Source organism: Mycobacterium sp. 852002-53434_SCH5985345, from assembly GCF_001667155.1.
GTDB lineage: Bacteria > Actinomycetota > Actinomycetes > Mycobacteriales > Mycobacteriaceae > Mycobacterium.
This window is the reverse complement of sequence record NZ_LZIE01000039.1, coordinates 24,713-40,001: the sequence shown is the minus strand read 5'-3', so window position 1 is coordinate 40,001 and position 15,289 is coordinate 24,713. Positions and strand designations below refer to the sequence as shown.

Below are 15,289 nucleotides of genomic sequence, written 5' to 3'. Positions count from 1 at the left end.
TTAGCAATGGATTCGCAATCGGGGCGTGATTCGGGCCGCAGTCTCGGGCTGACGGGTGGGCCGGCGTGAGTGCTATCGGCGCCGAGGAGCTGGCGGCGCTTCCGGTGTTCGCCGACATTGCGGCGGAGGACCTCACGGCGCTGGCCGCCCTGCTCGAGCCCCTGCACGCCGCCGCCGGGGAAGTCCTGATGCGGCAGGGGGAACGAGCGGAGTCCTTCGCGATCATCGCGTCCGGTCGAGTCGTGGTGAGGCACGTCGGTCCGAAGGGCCGGGTCACGACCACCGAGCTGTCATCCGCAATGATCGTCGGCGAGATCGCGTTGCTGCGGCACGCGACCAGAACGGCGACGGTGACCGCGCGGGAGGATGTGCGCGGCTATACCGGATACAGCGCGGCCTTCGACTGCATGCTGGCCATGCCGGCGATCGCCGACCGGATGCTGCGCACCGCGCGGCAGCGGTTGGCCGCGTACATCGCCCCCATCCCGGTGTCGTGCAGGGACGGCGCCGCGCTCTTGCTGCGGCCCGTCCTGCCCGGCGATGCCGAGCGGTTCAAGAGCAGTGGTTCCTTCTCCAAGGAGACGCTGTACCGGCGGTACCAGGGTGGCACCCCAACCGATGCGCGCCTGACGTACCTGTTCGAGGTCGACTATGTCGACCACTTCGTCTGGGTCGTCACCGACGGCCCGGCGGGGCCGGTCGTCGCCGATGCCCGCTTCGTCCGGGATCAAGACGACCCCGTCTCCGCAGAGGTTGCGCTGACCGTGGCGGACGGCTACCAGGGGCGCGGGATCGGTACGCTGCTGCTCGGCGCGCTAGCGGTCGCGGCGCGCGTCGACGGCATCAAACGCTTCCATGGCCGCGTGCTGTCGGAGAATCCGTCCGCGCGCGCGTTGGGCGAGAAGGTGAACGCGCGCTGGGAGCGCGAGGAACCGGGCGTGGTCACCGCGACGGGGGAGATACCGCGCTTTCGCGACCTGCCCCTCGATCGCGGTGTGTACGAGCAGATTCGGCAGGTGGCCCGCCAGGTGATCCAGGCATTCGACTAGCGGCCGAAATGACAAACGCCCCGCCACCTGATGGCTTTGCGCCCTTATCGGAAGGCCGGATTCGGCCGCGGGCGCCGACCATGACCTCGGGCGACAGCTGGGCCGCCGCGGTCGAATGCAGCGCGCCGTGCGAAACGCGGTCCTGGTGCTATCGGGAGAGTTGGACGTCGAATAGCCTGCGGCACCGGTCTATTCGTCGTCGTGCTTGCTTACGGCCTGGCCGGCGCTGCGCACCACGTTGCGGAAGAATTCGATGCGGGCGGTGACCAGGTCGTCAGCCAGGTCCAGTGCGGCGTCGACGACGGTCTTGCGCCGCGACTGCTCGGGGAGGACCGGACTGATCTGGTCGACGAACTTGCGGACGGCCTCGATGGCGTGCTTGCGGCCGGATTCGACGGATTCCAGCACATCGTCGGAGAGCTCGGCCCAACGTGGCTCGGTCTTGTGCGGTGCCTCGGTCATGGTCCCACTCCTAATCGACAAGGGGTTTTCGGAGATGCTTGTGACGGCTCCGAGGTTACGACTGGCCGGACATCGGCGCGAGTGACAAAAGACCCTTCAACCCCGGTCATATGACCCAGACCGGGCGCCTGCCCTCGGCTTGCCGGCCAAGGACTTTCGCGGCCCCGACCGGGCCGTAAGTCCCTAACACGCCGGTTTCGGCACCTGCTAATTTGCCACCATGGCGGTACCGACCAACAACGGCGCTTCCCGGCGTCCGGGCGCTTTGCCGTTGACCCCGCCCGGGGGCGTCGGCCTGGGCAGTGCCGTCAAACCGTTCACGAGCACCGGTCGATATTTCGCCGAGTCTTGGCGCGAATATCTCGGCCAAGCCCCTGACGAGCTTCCGATCGCGCGACCCACCCTCGCGCTGGCGGCCCAGGCGTTCCGCGACGAAGTCGTCCTGATGGGCCTGAAGGCGCGGCGCCCGATCAGCCGCCCGGAAGATTTCGAGCGCATCACGAGCGAGGTGACCGCGGGGCTGAAGTTCTATGGCGACCGGGGATGGCTCACCCATCCGAGGCGATTTTTCGGTGCGCCGCCGCCACTTTCGGACGTCGCGGTGCGAAAGGTCAAAGGGGGCAGGCGCTCCTTCCACCGCATCTTCTTCGACAGCGGATACCGGCCCCGGCCGGGTGAACCCGGCGCAGAGCGGTGGATGGGCTACACCGCGAACGATCGCGAGTACGCCCTGTTGCTCCGCCATCCGCAACCGCGCCCCTGGCTGGTGTGCATCCACGGAACCGAAATGGGTCGGGCCGCACTGGATCTCGCCTTGTTTCGCGCCTGGCGGTTACACGAAGACCTCGGGTTGAACGTCGTCATGCCGGTCCTGCCGATGCACGGACCCCGCGCCCGGGGCCTGCCGAAGGGTGCGGTGTTTCCGGGCGAGGACATCCTCGACGACGTGCACGCGACTGCGCAGGCGGTGTGGGACATCCGCCGGTTGCTGTCCTGGATACGCCGAGAAGAGCCGGAATCGCAGATCGGGTTGAACGGTCTGTCGCTGGGCGGCTACATCACGGCGTTGGTCGCCAGCCTCGAAACCGGGCTCACCTGTGCGATTCTCGGCGTGCCGGTCGCGGACCTGGTCGGGCTGCTGAGTCGGCACTCCGGGCTTGGCCCCGACGATCCGCGCCGTCGGACGATCGAAGCCGCCGAGCCCATCGGACGGATGACGTCGCCGCTGTCGCTCGCCCCGCTCGTGCCTATGCCGGGCCGCTTCATCTACGCCGGCGTCGCCGATCAGGTGGTGCACCCACGCGAGCAGGTGGTCCGCCTCTGGGAACACTGGGGGAAACCGGAGATCGTTTGGTACCGCGGCGGTCATACCGGCTTCTTCCGGGCGCGGCCGGTACAGCGGTTCCTCGAGGCGGCGTTGCAGCAGTCGGGCCTTCTGGATGGGGCGGTGCCCCGGCGCGACCGCCCCGCCTAGTCGGGGAGGTGGAGAATGAACCCGCTGGATCCGCTGGACGCGGCGATGATGACCGCGGAGTGGGTGTCCAACCCGATGCACGTCGGTGCCGTGCTGATCCTGTCGCCGCCTGACGACGCCGGGCCCGGCTACGTCGACGAACTGCACCGGAAGACGCTGGGCGGGAATCATCCGATCGATCCGAGGCTCAGCAGGTATCCGCACCGCGGTGTGGAGACCGGTGGCATGTGGGTCTGGCGGCACATGGATTCCGTTGATGTGAGCCGACATTGCCAGCGCCGCACGGTGTCCGGGGATGGGTTCTGGCGGCTGATCGGGGAGCTGGACGCGATGCGGCTGGACTGGAGCCGGCCGATGTGGATGTCGTATCTGATCGACGGCCTCGACGGGGGCCGCTTCGCGTTCTACATCAAGGTGCATCACAGCGTGACCGACGGGGTGGCCGGTTTTCAGATGATCACCGACGCGCTCAGCAGTGATCCCGACCGCCGGTCGATGCCGCCGTTTTACGCCGACTGCCGGCCCGAGCTCTCGCCGCGGGCTTCGGCCGGGTTGGTGTCTCGTCTGGTCGCGCCGCTGCGGTCGCTGACCGATGCGGCGGCGTCGAGTGCGGGGCTGGTCGGGCGGGTGGCCACCGGCGAGGTTGCGACCGTGCTGGATGCCCTGATCGGGCACACCACGGCGCTGCCCCTGGGGGCGCCCTACATCCGGTTCAACGGCCGCGTGGGCCCCGAGCGCGCGGTCGCCGCGGGCAGCTGGGCGAAAGATCGCATCCAAGCCGTGCGGCAGGCGGCCGGCGTGACCGGCCCCGACGTGCTCACCGCGATGGCGGCCGGCGTGGTGCGGCGGTGGCTGAGTGATCGCGCGGAACTGCCCAACCGGTCACTGGTGGCCGCGTGCCCCATCACGGTGCGCGACCCCGAGCACGAGACGCCAAACGATCAGCACGGCAACAGGTTCGGACTGTGGATGTGTCCGCTGGGCACCAACCTGGATGACCCGCTGGCCCGGCTGGACGCGATCCACCGATCCATGTCCGAGGGCAAGCACTGGGTAGCCAAACGGGGAGCGGCGGCGTCACTGCTGACGAACGCCGGCAGCATCGCAGCGACGGCGATCGGCCCGCTGCTGCCGTTCACGCCGAAAATCCGGACCGGATACAATCTGCCGATTTCCCACGTTCGCGGCCCGGTAGCCGACATGTATTGGAACGGCGCTCGAATCGAGGAGATGTATCCGGTGTCGACGGTCTACGACGGTCACGCGCTCAACATCACGACGTGCGCGTACGCCGACCGGATCGGGTTCGGCTATGCCGCGGGGCGCGACGTGGTGCCCGATATCGAGACGTTCATCCCGTCGACCGAGGAGTGCTTGGCCGAGCTCGAAGCGGCACTGGGCGTTGCCAACTGAGCGTCGGCTACTGGCCGCTGGCACAATCAGCCGCGCGCCCGCTGCGAGGAGCGGCCGACGTGGGCCATGATGCGTTCCAGGACGGTATGGGACAGGTCGCCGTCGTCGGCGACACGCGACAGGCCGCGGCGTCGCAGGAAGGTGTCGAGGCGTCGATCTGGGGACCAGTCGGCATAAATCGGGCCGAGATAATGCGATTGCAGGAATTCCGAAGCCAGGGCGTCCACGTCAGAGTCGGTCAACGACAACGTCGGGGTACCGCCCATAGCCGCCATGCTCCTTCGTTCAGCCGCAACCGCACCAGCCAAGTTACGTCAGACGTCGCCACTATTCCGTCACGCGCAGATTGCGGATAGGGTCCAAAGTCATCACCGGAGCCGGCGCCCGCAATAGCCGTGGTGGGCCCGGGGCGATGCCACCCGGGCCGGCAGCGACATGGTGCGGACGACCCGCCGCCGCCACATTCAGCGGCGGCTGCCTCGGACGCCGGTGCGAATTCTGACCGTGTCCCACGCAGGCCGATTGGCCGCCCGCGCGGGGTCCTAGTGCCCTAGCGGTGGCCGCGGCGGTGTCCTACTTTCGAGCCAGAGGCGGCAGTTGAACCGGCTCTCTTCAATGACTTTGGAGGTTTGACGTGCGCGACGCGATCCCGATAGGGCGGCTCGCCGGATTTCCGGTGAACGTCCACTGGAGCGTGCTGGTCATCCTGTGGTTGTTCACCTGGAGCCTGGCAAGCACGCTGCCCGGAACCGTCAAAGGATATTCGCACGGCGCCTACTGGTTGGCCGGAGCGTGCGGCGCGCTGGTGCTGCTGGCCTCGCTAGTGGCACACGAGCTCGCGCATGCCGTCGTCGCCCGCCGCGCCGGGGTGTCCGTGGGGAGCGTGACGCTCTGGCTGTTCGGCGGCGTGACCACCCTCGGCGGCGAGGCCAAGACGCCCAAGGCGGCCTTCCGGATCGCGATCGCCGGGCCGGCCACCAGCCTGGCGTTGGCCGCCGCCTTCGGCGGGCTCGTTGCGGCGCTGCATACCGTGCGCGCCGCTCCCATCGTGATCGGGGTCGCTTCCTGGTTGGCCGTCATCAATCTGCTGCTGGGCCTGTTCAACCTGTTGCCCGGCGCGCCCCTGGACGGTGGCCGGGTGCTTCGGGCCATCCTGTGGCGCCGCCACGGGGACAGCGTGCGAGCGAGCATCGGCGCGGCGCACGCCGGACGGGTGGTCGCCTTCATCCTCATCGGGCTGGGGCTGGCCGAATTTCTATTGGGCGGTGTGGTCGGCGGTGTCTGGCTGGCGTTCATCGGCTGGTTCATCTTCGCCGCCAGTCGCGAGGAGGAGACCCGGCTATCGACCCAGCAGATGTTCTCCGGCGTCCGCGTCGCCGACGCGATGACCGCGGGGCCGCATACCGCGCCCGGTTGGATCACCGTCGACGATTTCGTCCAGCGCTATGTGCTTGGTGACCGGCATTCGGCGTACCCGGTCGTCGACCGGGGCGGGGCGATCACCGGTCTGATCACGTTGCGTCGGTTGCGTGAGGTCGCGCCAGGCCAGCGCGCCACCGTCACCGTGGGGGAGGTCGCGCAACCGCTGCAAGAGGTGCCGTCCGGTGCACCGCAGGAGCCGCTGACCGCCCTGCTGGAGCGGATGGCACCGGCCGGTCCACGCAGCCGTGCCCTGGTATTCGATGGCGCGCAGGTGGTCGGCATCGTTACGCCCACCGATGTGGCGCGCCTCATCGAGGTTTATCGGCTCGCCCACCCAGAAGACGCGAAACCGGCTTCGGCGCAAAGCATTTAGTCGCACTCGTTTTTACAAGCAATGTTGTGTAAACTCTAGCCCATGACGTACGTGATCGGGAAGCCATGCATCGACGTGATGGATCGCGCCTGTGTGGACGAGTGTCCCGTCGATTGCATCTACGAGGGTGGCCGCGCGCTGTACATACATCCCGATGAATGCGTGGACTGCGGCGCGTGCGAGCCGGTGTGTCCGGTCGACGCCATCTACTACGAAGACGACCTGCCCGAGGAGCTCAGGCCGTACCTGGCCGACAATGAGGCTTTCTTCACCGAAACGCTGCCGGGCCGCGACGCCCCCTTGGGATCCCCGGGTGGGGCGGCCAAGATTGGTCCGCTCGGTGTAGACACGCCTTTGGTGGCCGCTCAGCCGAGGGCTGACCAAGCGGAAGGAGCGTGAAGGTCCCGTGAAGTTGTCGCCGACGTCGATCGGGGAATCCGCCAGCCGCCGCCGCGCGGTCCTGCGGGTGCTGCGGGCGTCACCCGATCCCATGAGCATCGCCGCCATCGCCGACGTGCTGGGCGTGCACCCGAATACCGTCCGCTTCCACCTCGACAGCCTGGTCGGCGACGGGCAAGTGGAGCACGTCGAGCTGGATCGCAAGGGGCCGGGCCGCCCGCCGCTGATGTTCCGCGCGGTCCGGCAGATGGACCGCGGCGGCACGCGGCACTATCGCCTGCTCGCCGAGATCCTGGCCGTGGCGTTCGCCGGAGAGCGTGATGCCGGTGCCAAGGCGTTGGCCGCGGGCCGGGCCTGGGGGCAAAAACTGGAAGCCAGCCTGGAAGCGGTGCCTACGGAACCCGCCAGCGCCGACGACGCGATCGACCACTTGGTCAACATGCTCGACGAGCTCGGCTTCGCGCCCGAACGCCGGGCGACCGACGGGGAGCAACAGGTCGGCCTGCGGCACTGCCCGTTCCTGGAGTTGGCCGAGAACCGGACCGCCGTCGTGTGCCCGGTGCACCTGGGCCTCATGCAGGGCGCCATGGAGGCATGGGGGGCGCCGGTGTCGGTCGACCGGCTCGACGCGTTCGTCGAACCGGACCTGTGCGTGGCGCACCTGGCGCCGCGGACCGCGGCCAAATGAGCACCGGCCCGGCGATCGCCGTTGCGGTCACCTTCGTGTGGCTCGGCATGGTGCTGGCGATCTCGTTCCTGGAAGCTCCGCTGAAATTCCGCGCGCCCAACGTGACGTTGCAGATCGGGCTCGGCATCGGGCGGCTGGTGTTCCGGGCCCTGAACACCGTCGAGGTCTGCTTCGCCCTGGTCCTCGTGGCGCTCGTGGTCGGGGGCCCGACGACGACGGGCGTCACCGTCGCGATTTTCGTCGCAGCCGGCGCGCTGGCCGTCCAGTTGATCGCGGTGCGCCCCCGACTGGCCCGCCGCTCGGACCGGGTGCTCGCCGGGTCAGACGGTCCGCGCTCCCGAGCCCACTACGTGTACGTCGGCTTCGAGGTGGTCAAGGTAATCGCGTTGGTCGTGGCGGGGATACTGCTACTGACGGCCTGATCGTGTCGTTCAACCGCAAAGGACTCTGCTATGGAATCGATCTCGTTGACCAACCTCGCGTCCGAAAAGCTGGCCGAGGCCAAGGAATCGCACAGCGGGCGGGCCGCCCACACCATCCACGGCGGCCACAGCCACGAACTTCGGCAGACCGTGCTGGCTTTGCTTGGCGGCCATGAGCTTTCCGAACACGACGGTCCCGCGGAGGCAACGCTGCAGGTGTTGCAGGGCCACGTGCGCCTGACCATCGGCGGTGACGCCTGGGAGGGCAAAACCGGCGACTACGTCGCGATCCCAACCGAACGGCACGCCCTGCAGGCGGTCGAGGATTCGGTGGTCATGCTGACCGTGCTGAAGACCATTCCGTCGGTTCACTAGCCGGATGCTTTCCACGCCCTGGTCAAGGGAGTTCGGGCTGCGGGTGCCGATCGTCAACGCGCCCATGGGCGGCGTCGCCGGCGGTCGGCTGGCCGCGGCGGTGACCGCGGCCGGCGGCCTGGGCATGGTCGGCATGGGCAGCGTCGCCACCAGGGAACTGCTGCGAACCCAGCTGCAGCACGTGCGGGGTTCGTTCGGCATCGGCCTGGTCGATTGGGTGATGCGCACCGAGGCGGGTCTGCTCGAGGATGCCCTGGCCGCGCGGCCGGCCCTGCTGTCGGTCAGTTTCGGGACCGACTGGTCCTGGGTCGCCAAGGCGCATGACGCCGGGATCCCCACCGCCACACAGGTATACGACGGTGTGGGGGCGCGTCAGGCGGCCGATGCCGGCGTCGACATTCTGGTCGCCCGGGGGTCCGAGGGCGGCGGTCACGGTGAGACGAAGCTCGCGACGCTGCCGTTGCTCGACACCGTGCTCGACGCCGTCTCGGTGCCGGTCCTCGCGGGCGGCGGTGTCGCTTCGGCGCGCAGCCTGGCCGCCGTGCTGGCCGCCGGTGCGAGCGGGGCATGGGTGGGCACCCGCCTGGCCGCTTGTCCGGAGGCGCTATCCGGCGACGGCAGCCGCCGCGCGCTGATCGCGGCCCGGGCCACCGACACCGCGGTCACCCGGGCCTTCGACGTCGCCCAGGCCCGGCCGTGGCCCGCGCGATTTCCGTCCCGGGTGCTGACCAACGACTTCGTCGAGCGCTGGACGGGTAAAGAGGACACGCTCAACCCGCAGGCCTGCGACGACCTCGCGGCCTCCATCGCCGCCGACGACCGCCGGGTCGCGCCTGTGGACGCCGGTCAGGGCGTCGGGATGATCCGCGACGACGCGTCGGTCGCCGAGGTGATCGACGAAATGTGTTCGGGCGCACAGCGTTTGCTGAGTGCCTGGGGCTCCTAGCCTTCGCCGGGGGTGAGCACGACGCAACAGCGGTCGGGCCCGGGGCACAGCTGGGCGTCGGGCCCGTGCGGCGCCAGGGCATCGGCGACACCGGTGATGAGCGCGTGGTTCATGTTGCAGGCCAGCTCGGTCTGCTCCCGCGCAAGCGCGTGGAACGGGCAGTTGGCGAGTTCGATCCTGCGGCCGACGGCGCGAGGTTCGTAGCCGTACCTGCTCAAGACCTTGACGGCAAGCCTCAGTCCCGCTGCCGGGCTGGTGGGCCGGCGCGGCGTGGCGGCGATGGTCTGCCCGTAGTCGTGCGCCACCCCGTTGAGGACCTCGACAACGGGCGCACCGGTGGAGGAGGACTCGGCGATGGCTTTTGCCATCAGGCGTCCCGCCAATTCGTACTCACGCTGGGGGAGGCTGACCGCGATGTCGCGGCCCGCCCGGCGATACAGCTTGGACGTCCGCCCCGCGCCCGGCCCGGATCGGCCGGTCACGCGCGCGTAGTCGCTTTCCAGCAGGCCCTCGGCGGTCAACCGATCCAAGTGAAACTTGGCCTGGTGGTTCGCAATCCCGACCGCGTCGGCCGCCTGGTCGCGGCTCACCGGCGCCGACTGGGCGCAGACGAACCGGTAGAGCTCGCGGCGCACGGGGTCGGCGAGCGCCCCGATGCCCGCGGCGTCGCGTTCCAGAGAGTCGTCGTCCACGTCAACGGTCATTTCTAACGGATAAAAGTCTTGACGCTACAGTCTACAGATTCTAACGTTCAGATTATTATCTGTTAGAAGGAGGAATTCATGAGCACCACCAACGCCACCCCAGCGCTCACCGCCCAATTGAAGGACCCGGCGCTGTCGGCCTACTACGCGCTGCGCACCGTTTTCACCATCGCGCCCATAGTCTTCGGGCTGGACAAGTTCTTGAATGTGCTGACCCACCCGCATCACTGGAGCATGTACCTGGCCGGCTGGATCAACGACCTGGTGCCCGGTACCGCCGACCAATGCATGTATCTGGTGGGCGTCATCGAGATCGTGGCCGGCGTGCTGGTCGCCGTGGTGCCGCGGTTCGGCGCATGGGTGGTCGCGGCCTGGCTGGCCGGGATCATCGTCGACCTGCTCACCGGGCCGGGCTTCTACGACGTGGCACTGCGCGACTTCGGTCTGCTGGTCGGCGCCATCGCGCTCGCCCGGCTGGCGCAGGGCGTGCACACCGGCAGCATCGGGCGCCGATAGCCTCCCTGGCTCAGACCCCGCGTAGATAGCGTTTGGCGATGACGCGCTGCGCCACCGACACCACCGGCCTCGCGGCTTTACTCCACCAGGTGGCGGGCCGCGAGAACGCCGTCACCTCCGCGAACACCGCGGACGTGACGGGGTCGCGCCGGACGACGAAGCGCTCCTCGCCGGACTCCGGATGTCCCGGCAACGTGCCGTAGGCGAATCCACGGATGTCGGGCTCGTCGACGACGTACACCACGCGGCATGGCGCGGGCAGAAAACCCATGCGCACCACCACAACTGTGCCGACCTCCGCAACGTCGGAGCTGGCCCGCACCCCCAGCCCGGCCCCGTGCTGCATACCCCAGCGCATGACGGCGTCGGCGGCCTGCTCGAAGCGCTGCTGACCCGTGCCGATCTGGGTCTCCGTGTGTAGGTGGTCGTATCCCGCGGGCAAGTTGCCGGATGCGGTCGCCCCCACTTCGGGATAGGTCAGCGGGAGTTCCTCGAGCGCTGCTAAGTCCACCCGCTCAGCTTGCCACGCCGAGATACGCGGCGACATTTCCGGCGTACGGTCGTAAAAGTGACCGCACAAAACTCGAAAACTGTTGCAGAAGCGTCCGGAACCTTCAGCCTCGGCGGCGACCTGACCATCAACCGGCTCGGGTTCGGCGCCATGCGCCTGACCGGCAAGGGTGTCTGGGGGCCGCCGGCCGATCGTGACGAGGCCGTCCGGGTGCTGCGCCGCGCGGTCGAGCTCGGCGTGAACTTCATCGACACCGCGGATTCCTACGGCCCCTACATCGCCGAGGACATCATTCGCGAGGCGCTGCACCCCTACGACGGGTTGGTCATCGCAACCAAGGCGGGGCTGCTGCGCACCGGACCGGACGTCTGGATCCCGCTGGGCAACCCGAGTTATCTGCGGCAGGAATGTGAGATGAGCCTGCGCCGCCTGGGCGTCGACACCATCGACCTGTTCCAGCTGCACCGCATCGACCGGGACTTCCCGCTGGCCGACCAGGTGGGCGAGCTGCTGACGCTGAAGAACGAGGGCAAGATCCGCCACATCGGCCTGTCCGAGATCACCGTCGACCAACTCACCGAGGCCCAGCGGACCACCGAGATCGTCTCGGTGCAGAACATGTACAACCTGTCCGCCCGGGGCGCCGAACCGCTGCTGGACGCCGCGACCCAGCAGGGCATCGGCTTCATCCCGTGGTTCCCGCTGGCCGCCGGGCCGCTGGCCGCCCCCGACGGCCCGCTGCAGCGCATCGCCGGCGAGCACCACGCGACTCCGTCGCAACTGGCGCTGGCCTGGTTGCTGAAACGGTCGCCGGTGATGCTGCCGATTCCGGGCACCTCGAAGGTGGCGCACCTGGAGGAAAACGTGGCCGCCGCCGAGATCACACTGACCGACGACGAGTTCGAAACCCTCTCAGCGGCCGGGGCTCAACAGACGGTCTGACCGCGCCGCCCCTTCTGCCGCGCAATACGGTGTGCTGGTGGCGGAACATCAGCAGCACCGCGGCGGCGGGTTCAACCCACCGGAGCCGACGACCAAGGGCGGGCCCGACTACGGCAGGTTCATCGATGCCGTGCGCACCCTGCAGGACCACGCCCGCGCCGTCGACGCGCCCGACGCGGTGATCACCGAGGCCGCCAACCTGCTGGACAAGGTGTCGGCGCTGCTGAGCCCGTTCGACGCCGACGAGTGGGAGTCCCCGTCGGGGCGCCGCATGGACCTGCCGATGCGCGGCAACATCCTGTCCGTGCCCATGAAGGCCCGCAAGACCGACGACGGCCGCATCCAGGGCTCGGCCCGGTTCGCCCGGTTTCACCTGGGCCGCAACGGTGCCGTGCACGGCGGCTGCCTGGGCATGCTGTTCGACAGCGTGCTCGGGTTGACGTCCTCGGTGCTCACCGGGGGGCCCTACCAGCGCACTGCCTACCTGAAGATCGACTACCGCCGCATCGTGCCGATCGAAAAGGAATTGCAGTTCGACGCCGGCATCGACCGGGTGGACGGGCGCAAGATCTTCGTGTCCGGCCGGTTGACCGACGGCGACACCCCGCTGACCGAGGCCGACGCCCTGTTCGTGCGGCTCAAGCCGGGTCAGCCCTGACGGCCCAGCCGGCTGCCGCGAACACGGATCGGCGTTGGGTACGGCACAGGTCGACCACCGCGTCGGGGACGTCGTCGAGACGCAGGTCAGCGGCCCACCCGGCCAACCGTTCGATGGTGGTAACCACGCTGGCACGGTAGGCGCACTCCGATCGAGGGGTCAATCAGTGGTGGCCCGGCGGTGTGGGGTGGTGGTCGGCCACACGGATAGCATGGTCGCGATCGTTCCGACATGTCCAAGCCTGGAGAATTGACCCAATGAGTGCCGCCGCGCAGCCCACCCCGCAGGCCGATGGAGCCCCGATCCGGGTTCCTGCCGGCACCACCGCGGCGGCCGCGGTGCGGGAGGCGGGGCTGCCGGGCCGGGGTTCCCCGGACGCGGTCGTGGTGGTGCGCGACGCCGGCGGCAGGTTGCGCGACCTGAGTTGGGTGCCCGAATCCGACGTCGAGGTCGCCCCGATCGCCGCCAACACCGACGAGGGCCGCAGCGTCATCCGGCATTCGGCCGCGCACGTGCTGGCCCAGGCCGTCCAGGGTCTGTTCCCGCACGCCAAGTTGGGCATCGGGCCGCCCATCACCGACGGCTTCTATTACGACTTCGATGTGGCGGAGCCGTTCACCCCCGAGGACCTGGCGGCGCTGGAAAAGCGGATGCGCCAGATCGTCAAAGAGGGACAGCTGTTCTCCCGGCGCGTCTATGAGTCCAAAGACGAGGCCCGCTCGGAGTTGGCCAACGAGCCGTACAAGCTCGAACTCGTCGACGACAAGTCCGGCGACCCCGACATCATGGAGGTCGGTGGCGACGAGCTCACCGCCTACGACAACCTCAATCCCCGCAGCCGGGAAAGGGTTTGGGGCGACCTGTGCCGCGGTCCGCACATCCCAACCACCAAGCACATCCCGGCGTTCAAGCTGACCCGAAGTTCCGCCGCCTACTGGCGGGGCGACCAGAAAAACGCCAGCCTGCAACGCATCTACGGCACCGCGTGGGAGTCCCAGGAGGCGCTGGATCGCCACCTCGAGCTGATTGAGGAAGCCCAGCGCCGCGACCACCGCAAGCTGGGCACCGAACTGGACCTGTTCAGCTTCCCCGACGAAATCGGTTCCGGGCTGGCGGTTTTCCACCCCAAGGGCGGCGTCGTGCGCAGGGAGCTGGAGGAGTACTCGCGGCGCAAGCACATCGAGGCCGGGTACGAGTTCGTCAACACTCCGCACATCACCAAGGCGCAGCTGTACGTCACGTCGGGTCACCTGGAGTGGTACGCCGACGGAATGTACCCGCCGATGCATCTCGACGCCGAGTTCAACGAGGACGGCACGGTGCGCAAGCCGGGCCAGGACTACTACCTCAAGCCGATGAACTGCCCGATGCACCACCTGATCTACCGGTCGCGCGGACGGTCGTATCGCGAACTTCCGTTGCGGCTCTTCGAGTTCGGCAGCGTGTATCGCTACGAGAAATCCGGCGTGGTGCATGGCCTGACCCGGGTGCGCGGCATGACTCAGGATGACGCGCACATCTACTGCACGCGTGAGCAGATGCGTGACGAGCTGGCGTCGGTGCTGCACTTCGTGCTCGACCTGCTGGCCGACTACGGGCTCAACGACTTCTACCTCGAGCTGTCCACCAAGGACCCGGAGAAGTACTCCGGGTCTGACGAGATATGGGACGAGGCCACCGAGGTCCTGCGCGACGTCGGCTTGGCCTCCGGGCTGGAGCTGATCCCCGACCCAGGCGGCGCGGCGTTTTACGGCCCGAAGATCTCGGTGCAGGTCAAGGACGCGCTGGGCCGGAGCTGGCAGATGTCGACCATCCAGCTCGACTTCAACATGCCGGACCGCTTCGAGCTGGAATACACCGCCGCCGACGGTTCGCGTCAGCGTCCGGTGCTGATCCACCGCGCGCTGTTCGGGTCCATCGAGCGGTTCTTCGGCATCCTCACCGAGCACTACGCCGGCGCGTTCCCGGCGTGGCTGGCGCCCGTGCAGGTGGTCGGCATCCCCGTCGCCGACGAACACGTGCCCTACCTGGAAAGCATTGCCGCGCAGCTCAAATCGCACGGTGTGCGGGTGGAGGTGGATGCCAGTGACGACCGGATGGCCAAGAAGATCGTCCACCACACCAACCAGCGCGTCCCGTTTATGTTGCTGGCCGGTGACCGCGACGTCGAGGCCGGTGCCGTCAGCTTCCGCTTCGGTGACCGCACGCAGATCAACGGTGTGCCACGGGACAGCGCCGTCGACGCCATCGTGGCTTGGATCGCCGATCGCCAAAATGCTGCTCCCACAGCCGAACTCGTAAAGGTGACCGGCGGTGAGTAAACAGTGACCGAAGAGGAGCACGCCGACGACACCATCCTGGACACGGGCGTCGGCGAAAGTGACCACCTGCAACGTCTCTGGACGCCGTACCGGATGAACTATCTGGCCGAGGCGCCGATGAAGCGCGACCCCAACTCCGCGGGCAAGACCGAGCAGCCGTTCACCGACATCCCGCGACTGTCCGACGAGGAAGGCCTGGTGGTCGCCCGCGGCGAGCTCGTCTACGCCGTCCTCAACCTCTACCCGTACAACCCCGGGCACCTGATGGTGGTGCCGTACCGGCGAGTGTCCGAGCTCGAGGACCTCACCGAGGACGAGAGCGCGGAGTTGATGGCCTTCATACAGAAGGCAATTCGCGTCATCAAGAACGTTTCGCGGCCGCACGGCTTCAACGTCGGGCTGAACCTGGGGACCTCGGCGGGCGGTTCACTGGCCGAACACCTGCACGTGCACGTCGTGCCGCGCTGGGGCGGCGACGCGAACTTCATCACCATCATCGGCGGCTCGAAGGTGATCCCGCAGTTGCTGCGCGAAACCCGGCGGTTGCTGGCCACGGAGTGGACAAAGCAGCCATGAGGCTCGGGCGCACATGAGTCGCGGCGGCGACGATGCAG

At 68.2% G+C, this 15,289-nt stretch carries 19 protein-coding genes; 14 read left to right on the top strand and 5 right to left on the bottom strand.

The window, feature by feature from the left end; translation table 11 throughout:
* Nucleotides 1–65 precede the first annotated feature (65 nt).
* The gene (locus A5756_RS07900; RefSeq protein WP_066950093.1) at nucleotides 66–1,049 is read left to right on the top strand and encodes a GNAT family N-acetyltransferase; all 984 of its coding nucleotides are present in this window, start codon (nucleotides 66–68) and stop codon (nucleotides 1,047–1,049) included.
* A 189-nt stretch (nucleotides 1,050–1,238) separates the two neighbouring features.
* Here the strand turns inward: A5756_RS07900 and A5756_RS07895 are convergent, their stop codons facing one another.
* Complete coding sequence (locus A5756_RS07895; protein ID WP_066950090.1) at nucleotides 1,239–1,511, bottom strand: hypothetical protein; 273 nt, start codon at nucleotides 1,509–1,511, stop codon at nucleotides 1,239–1,241.
* A 220-nt stretch (nucleotides 1,512–1,731) separates the two neighbouring features.
* Between A5756_RS07895 and A5756_RS07890 the strand changes: the two genes are divergently transcribed.
* A complete protein-coding gene (locus A5756_RS07890; protein ID WP_066950087.1) occupies nucleotides 1,732–2,985 on the top strand; it encodes a S9 family peptidase in 1,254 nt (417 codons plus the stop codon).
* Nucleotides 2,986–3,000: 15 nt separating this feature from the next.
* On the top strand, nucleotides 3,001–4,398 hold the full coding sequence (locus A5756_RS07885) for a wax ester/triacylglycerol synthase family O-acyltransferase (protein WP_066950083.1): 1,398 nt from the start codon (nucleotides 3,001–3,003) through the stop codon (nucleotides 4,396–4,398).
* Nucleotides 4,399–4,424: 26 nt separating this feature from the next.
* Here A5756_RS07885 and A5756_RS07880 read toward each other — a convergent pair whose 3' ends face one another.
* A complete protein-coding gene (locus tag A5756_RS07880) occupies nucleotides 4,425–4,640 on the bottom strand; it encodes a hypothetical protein (RefSeq protein WP_197505398.1) in 216 nt (71 codons plus the stop codon).
* A gap of 392 nt (nucleotides 4,641–5,032) precedes the next feature.
* Here A5756_RS07880 and A5756_RS07875 point away from each other — a divergent pair, with 392 nt between their 5' ends.
* Genes A5756_RS07875 through A5756_RS07850 form a run of 6 tightly spaced genes read left to right on the top strand, consistent with a single transcriptional unit; the run spans nucleotide 5,033 to nucleotide 9,023 of the window.
* Entirely contained in the window at nucleotides 5,033–6,193 is a 1,161-nt protein-coding gene (locus tag A5756_RS07875; protein ID WP_066950077.1) for a site-2 protease family protein, read from the top strand.
* Nucleotides 6,194–6,235: 42 nt separating this feature from the next.
* A complete protein-coding gene (fdxA, locus tag A5756_RS07870) occupies nucleotides 6,236–6,592 on the top strand; it encodes a ferredoxin (protein WP_066950074.1) in 357 nt (118 codons plus the stop codon).
* Between the two features lie 7 nt (nucleotides 6,593–6,599).
* Nucleotides 6,600–7,280: a metalloregulator ArsR/SmtB family transcription factor gene (locus A5756_RS07865; RefSeq protein WP_156659328.1), complete on the top strand. Its 681-nt coding sequence runs from the start codon at nucleotides 6,600–6,602 to the stop codon at nucleotides 7,278–7,280.
* Nucleotides 7,277–7,702 carry a hypothetical protein gene (locus tag A5756_RS07860; protein ID WP_066950585.1) on the top strand — a complete coding sequence of 142 codons (426 nt, stop codon included), beginning with the start codon at nucleotides 7,277–7,279 and terminating at the stop codon, nucleotides 7,700–7,702. The genes A5756_RS07865 and A5756_RS07860 overlap by 4 nt, the downstream gene beginning before the upstream one ends.
* 30 nt (nucleotides 7,703–7,732) lie before the next feature.
* Nucleotides 7,733–8,077, top strand: a complete 345-nt coding sequence (locus tag A5756_RS07855) for a cupin domain-containing protein (protein ID WP_066950069.1) — start codon at nucleotides 7,733–7,735, stop codon at nucleotides 8,075–8,077.
* A gap of 4 nt (nucleotides 8,078–8,081) precedes the next feature.
* Entirely contained in the window at nucleotides 8,082–9,023 is a 942-nt protein-coding gene (locus tag A5756_RS07850) for a nitronate monooxygenase family protein (RefSeq protein WP_066950066.1), read from the top strand.
* Here A5756_RS07850 and A5756_RS07845 read toward each other — a convergent pair.
* On the bottom strand, nucleotides 9,020–9,727 hold the full coding sequence (locus A5756_RS07845; protein WP_156659325.1) for a metalloregulator ArsR/SmtB family transcription factor: 708 nt from the start codon (nucleotides 9,725–9,727) through the stop codon (nucleotides 9,020–9,022). The two genes, A5756_RS07850 and A5756_RS07845, sit on opposite strands and share 4 nt — an antisense overlap.
* A gap of 78 nt (nucleotides 9,728–9,805) precedes the next feature.
* On the opposite strand from A5756_RS07845, the gene A5756_RS07840 reads away from it, so the two are divergent.
* On the top strand, nucleotides 9,806–10,243 hold the full coding sequence (locus A5756_RS07840; RefSeq protein WP_066950065.1) for a DoxX family membrane protein: 438 nt from the start codon (nucleotides 9,806–9,808) through the stop codon (nucleotides 10,241–10,243).
* Between the two features lie 10 nt (nucleotides 10,244–10,253).
* On the opposite strand, the gene A5756_RS07835 is transcribed toward A5756_RS07840, so the two are convergent.
* A complete protein-coding gene (locus A5756_RS07835; protein WP_066950062.1) occupies nucleotides 10,254–10,754 on the bottom strand; it encodes a DUF1990 family protein in 501 nt (166 codons plus the stop codon).
* A gap of 57 nt (nucleotides 10,755–10,811) precedes the next feature.
* On the opposite strand from A5756_RS07835, the gene A5756_RS07830 reads away from it, so the two are divergent.
* Both A5756_RS07830 and A5756_RS07825 read left to right on the top strand, forming a co-directional pair.
* Nucleotides 10,812–11,696: an aldo/keto reductase gene (locus A5756_RS07830; RefSeq protein ID WP_066950059.1), complete on the top strand. Its 885-nt coding sequence runs from the start codon at nucleotides 10,812–10,814 to the stop codon at nucleotides 11,694–11,696.
* 31 nt (nucleotides 11,697–11,727) lie between these two features.
* Complete coding sequence (locus A5756_RS07825; RefSeq protein ID WP_066950057.1) at nucleotides 11,728–12,354, top strand: PaaI family thioesterase; 627 nt, start codon at nucleotides 11,728–11,730, stop codon at nucleotides 12,352–12,354.
* Here A5756_RS07825 and A5756_RS25820 read toward each other — a convergent pair.
* Complete coding sequence (locus A5756_RS25820) at nucleotides 12,335–12,481, bottom strand: hypothetical protein (protein ID WP_156659322.1); 147 nt, start codon at nucleotides 12,479–12,481, stop codon at nucleotides 12,335–12,337. The two genes, A5756_RS07825 and A5756_RS25820, sit on opposite strands and share 20 nt — an antisense overlap.
* 130 nt (nucleotides 12,482–12,611) lie before the next feature.
* Between A5756_RS25820 and thrS the strand changes: the two genes are divergently transcribed.
* Entirely contained in the window at nucleotides 12,612–14,675 is a 2,064-nt protein-coding gene (gene thrS / locus A5756_RS07820; protein WP_066950054.1) for a threonine--tRNA ligase, read from the top strand.
* A gap of 3 nt (nucleotides 14,676–14,678) precedes the next feature.
* Nucleotides 14,679–15,251 (top strand): HIT domain-containing protein, encoded by a 573-nt coding sequence (locus tag A5756_RS07815; protein ID WP_066950050.1) that lies wholly within the window; start codon nucleotides 14,679–14,681, stop codon nucleotides 15,249–15,251.
* Nucleotides 15,252–15,289: the final 38 nt, after the last annotated feature.